The sequence below is a fragment of the Streptomyces sp. H27-H5 genome, from assembly GCF_026627505.1.
Taxonomy (GTDB): domain Bacteria; phylum Actinomycetota; class Actinomycetes; order Streptomycetales; family Streptomycetaceae; genus Streptomyces.
The window spans coordinates 24074-32869 of sequence record NZ_JAPNLK010000088.1 but is presented as its reverse complement, the minus strand read 5'-3'; the positions used below and the strand labels follow the sequence as shown (position 1 = coordinate 32869).

The following is an 8796-nucleotide window of genomic DNA, read 5'->3' as shown; positions in this document are numbered from 1 at the left end:
ATTTCACTTACGAGGTGCCCTCTTGCTCGGGTCTGATGGAAGCGTAGAAACTCCCATCATCCCAGGTCAGCGGGCACCTCTTCTGATTTCTCCATCCACAGCCCGACCACTACGCGGTGGATCCAGGATGAGGGGGCGGCCCCGCAGATTCGCTATCGAATCGCAGAAGTCTTGAAGATCGAAAGGATGAGGGATGTCCAGACCACCGACGATGGCGGAAAGAGATTTCCTGCCCCTCGCCCAGAACATTGCCCAGCCTCACCTTGATCGCATACGTGCAGCCGCGATGAGCGTGCTCCCCCGGTGGGGTTCACTGTATGCGCCCGGTGATTCAAAGTGACAATCGGGGTTCCGCTTCGACTGCTCGGGGCCTCACGATCTGGAGCCCTTCGAATTCACCTTCGGTAGCCCCTCGGCCGCGCGATACGTATCGACCATGCCCTTGATGCCGCGAAGCGCCGACGTGGACAGGCCGCCCAACCGGAAAAGGACGGCACGGACTTCCTTGTCCTCCAAGGCGTCGGCCAGGTCTTCGCCGGCCGCCGCGCGCTCGACGCCGCCCTTGATCTCGCGGATCCTGGCATCGATCGGGCCGCTTACGGCGTCGTCGAAGAAGTAGCCGACGGGCACGCCGAAGAAGGAGGCCAGCGCACGCAGGGAGTCCGCTCCGGGGTTGGTGATCTTGCCCGAACGAATGTTGCTGATCGTCGCGTGTGCCACCGTCGGCTCGCCTTCGGCCGCCCTCTGCTTGATGAGGGCTTCGATCTCGCGGGTGGCGTACGGGCCCCGCCCCTGTGGGTGGAGGGTTTGGATCAGGTAGTCGAGCTTCTCTGCGATGGTGCGGCCAGCACTATCTCCCGCACCCATAGATACCTGTCTCCCTCGCCCGTCGCCGGGCACTGTACGTGTCTCTCACTCAGTGTCTCATCTATTTTCCAAACCCTCGCCAGCGGGTGCCACGCCCACGCCTCACCTGTTTGACATGACGGGGAGTAGTTGACTTATGGTCACATCGTCAACGATCACCCGATTCGCCTCGGGCTGACACGTGTCCCACCTGGGGCATGGCACCCCATGCCCACACGAGGGCCCGACGACGGAGTCGACGAATGTCCGCCCCTTCCCGCGCACCGGCCTTACGCCGCTGAACGCGTAACGAGACAGACGACCGCGGCTGCCGAGGCCGCACCCATTGCGCCCTCAGCCCGGCCACCTCCCCCAAGACCTTGTTCCGCCACGAGCGGCGGTCCGGGGGCGGGTGCCCGCGACCTGGGCGCAGACCCTTCACCGGCGGCGCGAGCCACCTCAGCCGGTGAGCACACCATCAGCAGGGCACCGGGGGAATGGTGCGCAGGACGGGGCGGCAGGAGCCAGTAGCTCCCGCTTCCCGCAATTTTTTGGGGGGCTTGTGATTGACGTGCAGCGCGTCCTCGCGCTGTCGAGGCAGCCGCGACAGTCGAGCGGCGGCGGAACCTCACCGGATCGCGCCCAGCTGCTCCTGAACCTGGGCGGCCTCGACTGCGAGAGCAGTCCGCTCGCGCGGCCCATCGCGTGGAGCGAGGCGGCTTGCCGCAGCACGGAGAGACGGGCCGTGGCGGGTGAAGCGCCTCGCACGCTGTGCGTGTTGTGCCCGTTGGACGAGGACTGTCGCGTCGCGTTGATGGCCGGGGCGCCGGCCGAGGTTCGACGGTGGCGTGAGCGCGTGGACGGGGGTCGGGCGCTCGCCGCTTGAGGGGGACGCCGAAGGGGTGCCGGAGATGATCCGGCACCCCTTCGGCGTCTTCGCGCCAAGCAGACTTTCGGGCGTGGTCGAGGTCACATCGGGCGGGGCTCCGGGGAGTGGACACCCCCTCTCATCATAGTAGAATTCAGGTATAAGGCAAGGGCAGGAAGCCAACGCCAAACACCTCTTGGAGCACCCGAAATGACCTACCGCACCGTAAAGATGACCCAGGTCCGCCCCAACCCGAACCAGCCCCGCGAGTACTTCAACGAAGAGGCCATCCAGGAACTCGCCAAGGCCATCGACACCTACGGCCAGATGACCCCGATCGAGGTCGCCCCCGACGACGCGCAGGGCGGATACCAGATCATCTCGGGCGAGCGTCGCTACCGCGCCCTGACCGTCCTGGGCAAGAGCACCGTCAAGGTCAGCATCGTCTCCGAGAAGAACGAACTGCGCCGCTTCAAGCGGTCCATGTCGGAGAACGTGAACCGCGAGAACATGACCCCCTTCGAGGAGGCCAACGGCTACCAGCGGATCCTGGACGAGGAGGAAGGCGCCACGATCGCCACGGTCGCCGCCGACTTCGGCAAGACCACCGCCTACGTCAAGCTGCGCCTGGCCCTCCTCGACCTCCGCCTCGAATTCCAGAAGCTCGTACAGGATGGGCAGATCGGCACGCAGGCCGCCGTGCAGATCGCCGCACTCAGCTTCGCCAACCAGGGCGCCCTCCTCTCGAAGTTCGCCCGCGGGGAGTTCAAGGCGGACAACGAGATCGTGCACTTCGCCTTCGCCATGAAGCAGCAGCAGGACCAGCAGGTACTGATGATCACCGAGGACCTGACCGACGAGCAGCGCGAGGAGCGCGCCGCCGCCCAGAAGAAGACCAAGGGCACCCTCGACAAGATCGAGCAGGTCCGCGCGATGCTCGATGAGATCGCCAAGACCGACCCCATCAAGCTGGCGCAGGCCCTTGAGGGGCAGGTCGGCGCCCGACTCGACCAGCTCGACCGGGTGGCTGAGTCCCTGACCAAGGCGCGCTGGCAGCTCAAGCAGGCCAAGGCGCACGCCGAGGCGGCAGAGCTGATCGCCGTCAACCCCGAGGCCATGAACGCCGACGCGGTCAGCATCGCGGCCTGACGGGCAGACGGAGCGGGGGCGGAGCCGTGAGCCCCGCCCCCCGCCGCACGAAGCGAAGGAGACTCCCTTGACCGAGCACCCTCCCACCGGAATGGACTGGACCGCGATGACCGAAGGCGACTTCGACGCCGCGGCCCCCGCCACCCTTCCCGTACCCGCCGGCCCCGGACGGATCTACGCCACACCGGACAGTCACGGCACACCAGCCCTGTTCGGAGAGCAGCCCCCACAGAAGCCCGTCCGGCAGGCCCGGCCGGCAGTCGGAGACACCGGCCAGGAGGGTTTGTTCTGATGCCGGTCCATCTGCCCGAGCCCGAGCCCGTACGCCCCTCGGACGGGAAGGGCTACAACCGCCTCAGCCTGAACGGGCATATAGGAGCGGCCGGGCCGCAGTGCGCACTACTCCCCCGCTCCTACGCGACTCTCTTCGAGAGCCAGGACACCAGACGCGCCCGGTGGGGCGGCTTCGGCTCCTGCATACGGGACGGGGCCTGCACGCAATGCCCTGTGTTGACCGCCCCGAACCGCCGGGCTCTGGAGGTCGGCGGCGACCGGGTCCTCGTCCGTGTCGAGACCACCTACAGCGAGGGATTGTTCAACGCCACCGCCAGCTCACAGCTGTGGATGACGAGTGGGCCCGACGCTGTCGACCGCCTCGATGGCGGCCGGCCGTGGACGTGGGCCGAGGTGTCGCGCCTGGAAGGATGGGAGCTGGGTCGTCGGTATCGGGACGCCTCCATGGAAGGGTTCTGGCTGCATCGCGTCACCCCCGCGCCGCACGGCGAGGTGCGCAGCAGGGCGGTCGGCACCAGCATCCGGCATGCGTTCCTCACTGTCGGAACGCGGGCCTGCCTGATGATCTGCATGGGCGGATGCCGCCACGATGAGGAGCGGCTTGCCACGTTCTCTCGCCACATCCCACCCGTGGTGGACGATCTGCTCGCCCCACCGCTGCCCGCCCCCTCGGAGCAGGCTGACGGAGGGTGGAGGGTGCGGTACTCGGCCGCGACCCCGGGCGTGTTGCTGCTGGAGGAGGCCGGGCGGCCGATCGTCCGGGTGAGCATCTCGGGGTCACAGTGGACGGCGGCGCGGCTCCACAGCGTGGGGGCGGCCCTGCTCCGCCACGTTCGACGCCAGGCGGATTGATGGCCAAGGGCACTGGACACCCCCACCAGGCATAGTAGAATTCACATATAAGGAAGAGGCGCCGAGCCTCACCGGAGAAGGGAATCACCCGTGGTCACGTTCACCCCGGTCAGCTGCGCCGGCGTCTATGACACGGACGCCCCCGAGTGCGACAGCTGCGAGGGCAAGGGCACGGAGGTATACCTTCACGGCCCCCACGAGGTCGATCGAACCTGCACCGAATGCCACGGCATCGGCCGCCGCCTCGCATGCCCGGCATGCGACGACGGCGTGAAGCCTTCGACCGGCGACACCTGCGATCTCTGCGACGGCTTCGGCGCACTCTACTGACCATAAATAGGCCACTACCAAAAAGGACGACGTGCCATGAGTCTCGGAGACAGCCTCACCAAGCAAGCCCTCACCGAGGGCGGCCGCTACGGCGTCACCCCCACCGCAAGCGGCGGCCTGCGCCTGGCCGTCACACTCAACTGCGGCAGCATCCAGCACTTCGAGCGACCCGCGGACGGTGGCGCCGACGACTGGACGGCAACCGACCTGGAGAGCCAGGGAGGCGGGTGCGCCTTCCACGAGCCCATCACCCCCGAATGGGGGCGCGGCCTTGAACTCCTCGCAGCCAAGTAACCACCGAACAGGGCCCGCCCCGGAGTACCCGACAGGCGCCACCGTGACCCTCAAGACCCCACCGACGAACGGGCGCATACGCCTTTTCGGCACCGTCTGCGGGTATGGGAGCGACCCGTTCGCAGGCGGGCGACTGGTGGGGATCCTCTGGCCGGGGACATCCCGGCCGCAGTACCACGACGCGGAGGACGTGGTGGCCATCGACTAGAAATAGGCCGCTACACAAATTCATGTTACGGTCCTGCAAGTCAGGCCGAAGGCACGGCCCGACACCACCAACTTCCGAACGGGCAGAGACCCCCGCGCCCAGCTCGTCCGGAACGGCTCGTCAGATACGAGCCACCCCTCCGGCCGGGACCCGCCCCCACAGCGGGTCCCGGCCACACCCACGGAGAAGCAGATGCCTACAACCACCACCGCCGACCTCGAAGACGAACACGCCATCGAGCAGTACGGCCACCCGCTCGCCGAACTCATCAGCGAGCGATACACCGTTCAGGAAGTCCTCAAGGACCGGCACCGTCGCAAGGCGACCCCGCAGGCGGCGCCCGCCCCGACGCGCAAGCCCGACCCGCACGCAGCCGAGCACTACGCCGTGCTGGAAGCGGCCATCGCGACGTGGACCTACCGACCCGCTGGCACGCGGTGAACGAGGAACAGTTCCGTCGCCACGTCAGGCAACTCGCCCAGATGCGCGGCTGGACCCTCGCCTACCACACCCACAACTCGCTTCGCAGTGACGCCGGATGGCCCGACGAGGTATACGGCCACCCGACAGCAGGACGCACGATCTTCATCGAGCTGAAGACCGACACCGGCCGCATGCGGCCCGAACAGAAGCTGTGGCTGCGCCACCTCTCCGAGTGCGGATTCGAAGTGGCCCTGTGGCGGCCTCGCGATCTCGCCCTCATCGTCTCCACCCTCGCCCCCGGCGGTCCACGCGCCACCCTCCCCGGAACCCTCTGAACAGGAAGCCCGACATGTCCCCCACCCCCGGCGAACCGCCCGTCCCCGGAGCAATCTGGTGCACCTCCTGTGACTCGTGGTTCAACCCGATCACCAACACCTGCCGCTGCAACAACCGCTGACCGGGGCCCACATGTCGCCCAACGCCCAGCCGCCCGGGCAACAAGCCCCCTCACCGCACGTCCTCGCAGAGATCGCCTCGATCGCGAACGCCCTCTGCGAGGACCTCGCGGACCGGCAGTGGCTACTGGCCGCCCGAATCCGCAGCCTCGCCGAGACGCCCACCGTGAACGGAGCCACCTGATGCCCGTCCAGTTCGAGCCCCTCCCTTCCCGCAGCGCAGACGCCGACAACGCCGCACGCGCCCTTCGCGCCCGGCCCGGCGACTGGGCCCTCGTCGCCGAACGCCCCGCCATCGGCCCTGCCTCGAATTTCGCCTACCGCATCCGCACCGGCAAGCTGGCCGCGTTCCGGCCGGCGGGTGCCTTCGAGGCTCACGCACGCAGTACCGGGGACGAAGGGGCCGGAGTCTGGGCGCGCTATGTGGGCGGCACCGCCGATCCCGCCAAGGTCATGCACCAGGAATCTGCCTGATACGTATCAACAGCTCCGACCGGAATGCGCAGTTCTTCCATCAGAGCCTCTTTTGATCTCATACGATCTGCACCAGCAGCCCCGCCGTCACCCCCGTCGGCGGGGCTGCCGCATGTCCTCACGTCGTGCAGCCGTAACGGGAGCACAACCCCACCTCCCGCAAACCGTCGGCGGGCGGCACCATGGGCCCACAGCGGCGAAGGCGCCGCGCCATGCTCGATATCAGCCCCAGGGGGTCAGCCGTGCCGGACTCGGCGTTACGCAGCGCGCGACGGGCGCGCACCTGGACTCTCGAAGAGGCCACCGACCAACTCAACCTGATCACCGGCGGGGCGACGGATGCCAGCCTGCTGAGTGCCTGGGAATCGGGCCGGAAACGGACCGGAGCGAGGAACCGTCGGGCCCTGGTGACCCTGTATCGCGAACGCTCGGAGGTCCTGTTCGCGCACCAGGACAGGAGCGGGCCGGCCAGCACCTTGGAGGTGGCCGGGACCGGAGTCGTCATCCGCCTCCTGACCCGCTACTCGGATCTGCTGGAGGCCATGGTCGAGGTCGTCTCAGGTGCCCGGGAGCAACTCGTGATCACAGGGTCCCGGAGCCGGGAGAAGACCTACCTCGCGGCGATCGAGACGGCTGTCGCGCAGCAACCCGACCTGGTGCACTACCGCGTCCTGTACGGGCCGCCCCGCCACCACGACCTGAGCGACCACCTTCTGCGGCTCCTCGAACTCCGTGATCCGGCCGAACGTCGCAACGGGGTCAAGACCCTTCACATCGGGATCGTCGAATCCGCAGATGCGATGGAGCGGTTCATCGTGGCCTCGGAGTCGGCGGCCGTCCTGCCCCTGCCCTCATTCCACGGCGCGGACGGCTTCGACTGCGGGGTGCTGTTGAGCAAGGCCGCGGCGGTCGGTTTGGTGCAACACGGCCGGGAGGCATGCGCCTCCGCACGGCCGGTAGAGACAGCCGAGGCTGTCGCCGCCCTGCCAACTCGGCGGCGCGGCTTTCCATGGCAAGGAGCAGAGTGACGAACGACCCGGCCGCGACGGCCGCACAGCAGATGGACTCGGTGATCGAACTCGCCCAGGCGCTCATCCGTCACCCCAGCCGAGGGGGCATCGACGCGTACGGGCCTGTCCTCGGCGTGCTGGAAAGATGGCTTGCCACGCGGTCACTGCCGCACCGGCGGCTGACCGACGAGGGGGGCCAGCTCGTCGGCCTGCTGATCGAGATCCCGGGTGGCAGGCCAGGACCGTGGTGGACGCTGGATGCCTGCCTGGACACAGCGGCCTACGGGGATGAGGCTTCCTGGACCTTCCCGCCGGCCGTCGGGGATGTGGTCGAGGGGTGGTTGCGGGGGCGCGGCTCGGCGGACTCCAAGCTGGCCGCCGCTGCGTACTGCCACATCGCGGCCGAACTCCATCAGCGAGCAGACTCCTTCGCGGGCGGCCTCGCGGTCCTCCTCGACGTGGACGAGCACACCGGAGGGTTCGGCGGGGCCCGTGCCTACCTGGCCGACCCGGAAGCGGTGCGACCCGCCGGGGTGATGATCGGCTACCCGGGCATGGACGAGGTCGTGGTCGGCGGGCGCGGACTGTGGCGGGCAGCGATCTCCGTGTTCGCCCCATCCGGTCACTCGGGATCCAGCCGCACCCAGGTCAGTGCGATCACCCGCGCCACCCGGCTAGTGCAGCTGCTGGAGAACGGCGGGCTCCCCACCGAAGCCGAAGGCGGGTTCCCGCTCCCCCCGAAGCTGACCGTCACCTCCATCCACGCCGGTGAGGGCTTCTCGACGGTGCCGGACCTGTGTCGGCTAAACGTGGACGTGCGCACGGTTCCGGCGTTCGGCGGCGAGGCAGCCGAGGCCCACGTGCGGAAGGCAGTGGCGGAGCTGGACGCCGAGCTCCCGGGCCCGAAGCCCACCGTGATCACCGAGGTGGCGTGCTGGCCGCCATTCCAACTCCAGCCTCACGAGGAGCCGGCCGCGTCCCTCCTGGCCAGTGCCCGGACCCACGGCGTCGAGGTGCGATCCAAGGTGGCGGGGCCCTCCAACATCGGGAACCTGCTCGCCGGATACGGCATCCCGGCGACCGCCGGGTTCGGCGTCCCCTACGAGGGGCTGCATGGTATCGACGAGCGCGCCCATCTGGCCGAGCTCCCAACCGTGTACGCGGTCTACCGCCAAGCCGTCTTGGACCTCCTGCACGCGTCCTGACCTGGCGACGTCCCAGATCCATACCAACTCCGTCCCACCGGCCGTACTAGGAAGTCCCCAACTTCGTCTCTGTCGAACGGAGTTGCGGTCCGCTGTCATAGAGGAGTCCAAGGGGCCGGGCGGTGGACGCGCCGCCCGGCCCGCGGGGGACCAGCGCACCAACTTCTCAAGGGAGACAGCCATGAAGGACATCACCGTCACCGAGACCACCGAGTACGTCACCCCGGCTCTGGCCGACCTGGGCACCGTCACCGAGGTCACCCTCGGGTCGAACGGCGGGAACAACGCGGACGACACCCAGTACTGGCAGAAGGGCTGAACCTCCCGGCGGGGGCTTCGCCCCGCTGATCACGAGCGCCCGGGACGGCCGGCCAACACGGCCGCCCCG

At 68.3% G+C, this 8796-nt stretch carries 13 protein-coding genes; 12 read left to right on the top strand and 1 reads right to left on the bottom strand.

Annotated features, from left to right (window positions below; genetic code table 11):
• Positions 1–372: 372 nt before the first annotated feature.
• Positions 373–867 carry a helix-turn-helix domain-containing protein gene (locus OTB19_RS32825; protein ID WP_267802339.1) on the bottom strand — a complete coding sequence of 165 codons (495 nt, stop codon included), beginning with the start codon at positions 865–867 and terminating at the stop codon, positions 373–375.
• Positions 868–1924: 1057 nt separating this feature from the next.
• Between OTB19_RS32825 and OTB19_RS32820 the strand changes: the two genes are divergently transcribed.
• The 12 genes from OTB19_RS32820 (at position 1925) to OTB19_RS32765 (ending at position 8727) form a co-directional block, all read left to right on the top strand.
• Positions 1925–2863 (top strand): ParB/RepB/Spo0J family partition protein, encoded by a 939-nt coding sequence (locus OTB19_RS32820; protein ID WP_267802338.1) that lies wholly within the window; start codon positions 1925–1927, stop codon positions 2861–2863.
• 67 nt (positions 2864–2930) lie between these two features.
• Entirely contained in the window at positions 2931–3155 is a 225-nt protein-coding gene (locus OTB19_RS32815) for a hypothetical protein (RefSeq protein ID WP_267802337.1), read from the top strand.
• The gene (locus OTB19_RS32810; RefSeq protein ID WP_267802336.1) at positions 3155–4009 is read left to right on the top strand and encodes a hypothetical protein; all 855 of its coding nucleotides are present in this window, start codon (positions 3155–3157) and stop codon (positions 4007–4009) included. Before OTB19_RS32815 ends, OTB19_RS32810 begins: the two co-directional genes overlap by 1 nt.
• A 90-nt stretch (positions 4010–4099) precedes the next feature.
• Complete coding sequence (locus OTB19_RS32805) at positions 4100–4339, top strand: hypothetical protein (protein ID WP_267802335.1); 240 nt, start codon at positions 4100–4102, stop codon at positions 4337–4339.
• Positions 4340–4375: 36 nt separating this feature from the next.
• Complete coding sequence (locus OTB19_RS32800; RefSeq protein ID WP_267802334.1) at positions 4376–4633, top strand: hypothetical protein; 258 nt, start codon at positions 4376–4378, stop codon at positions 4631–4633.
• 400 nt (positions 4634–5033) lie between these two features.
• Positions 5034–5282 carry a hypothetical protein gene (locus OTB19_RS32795; RefSeq protein WP_267802333.1) on the top strand — a complete coding sequence of 83 codons (249 nt, stop codon included), beginning with the start codon at positions 5034–5036 and terminating at the stop codon, positions 5280–5282.
• Positions 5252–5599, top strand: coding sequence for a VRR-NUC domain-containing protein (locus OTB19_RS32790; RefSeq protein WP_267802332.1), 348 nt, complete (start codon positions 5252–5254; stop codon positions 5597–5599). Before OTB19_RS32795 ends, OTB19_RS32790 begins: the two co-directional genes overlap by 31 nt.
• Before the next feature lie 76 nt (positions 5600–5675).
• On the top strand, positions 5676–5903 hold the full coding sequence (locus tag OTB19_RS32785; protein WP_267802331.1) for a hypothetical protein: 228 nt from the start codon (positions 5676–5678) through the stop codon (positions 5901–5903).
• Positions 5903–6193 carry a hypothetical protein gene (locus OTB19_RS32780; protein ID WP_267802330.1) on the top strand — a complete coding sequence of 97 codons (291 nt, stop codon included), beginning with the start codon at positions 5903–5905 and terminating at the stop codon, positions 6191–6193. The genes OTB19_RS32785 and OTB19_RS32780 overlap by 1 nt, the downstream gene beginning before the upstream one ends.
• A gap of 212 nt (positions 6194–6405) precedes the next feature.
• Positions 6406–7221 (top strand): XRE family transcriptional regulator, encoded by an 816-nt coding sequence (locus OTB19_RS32775; RefSeq protein ID WP_267802329.1) that lies wholly within the window; start codon positions 6406–6408, stop codon positions 7219–7221.
• Between the two features lie 32 nt (positions 7222–7253).
• Positions 7254–8408, top strand: coding sequence for a M20 family metallopeptidase (locus OTB19_RS32770; protein ID WP_267802340.1), 1155 nt, complete (start codon positions 7254–7256; stop codon positions 8406–8408).
• Positions 8409–8589: 181 nt separating this feature from the next.
• On the top strand, positions 8590–8727 hold the full coding sequence (locus OTB19_RS32765) for a lasso RiPP family leader peptide-containing protein (RefSeq protein WP_267802328.1): 138 nt from the start codon (positions 8590–8592) through the stop codon (positions 8725–8727).
• The last annotated feature ends 69 nt before the right edge of the window (positions 8728–8796 follow it).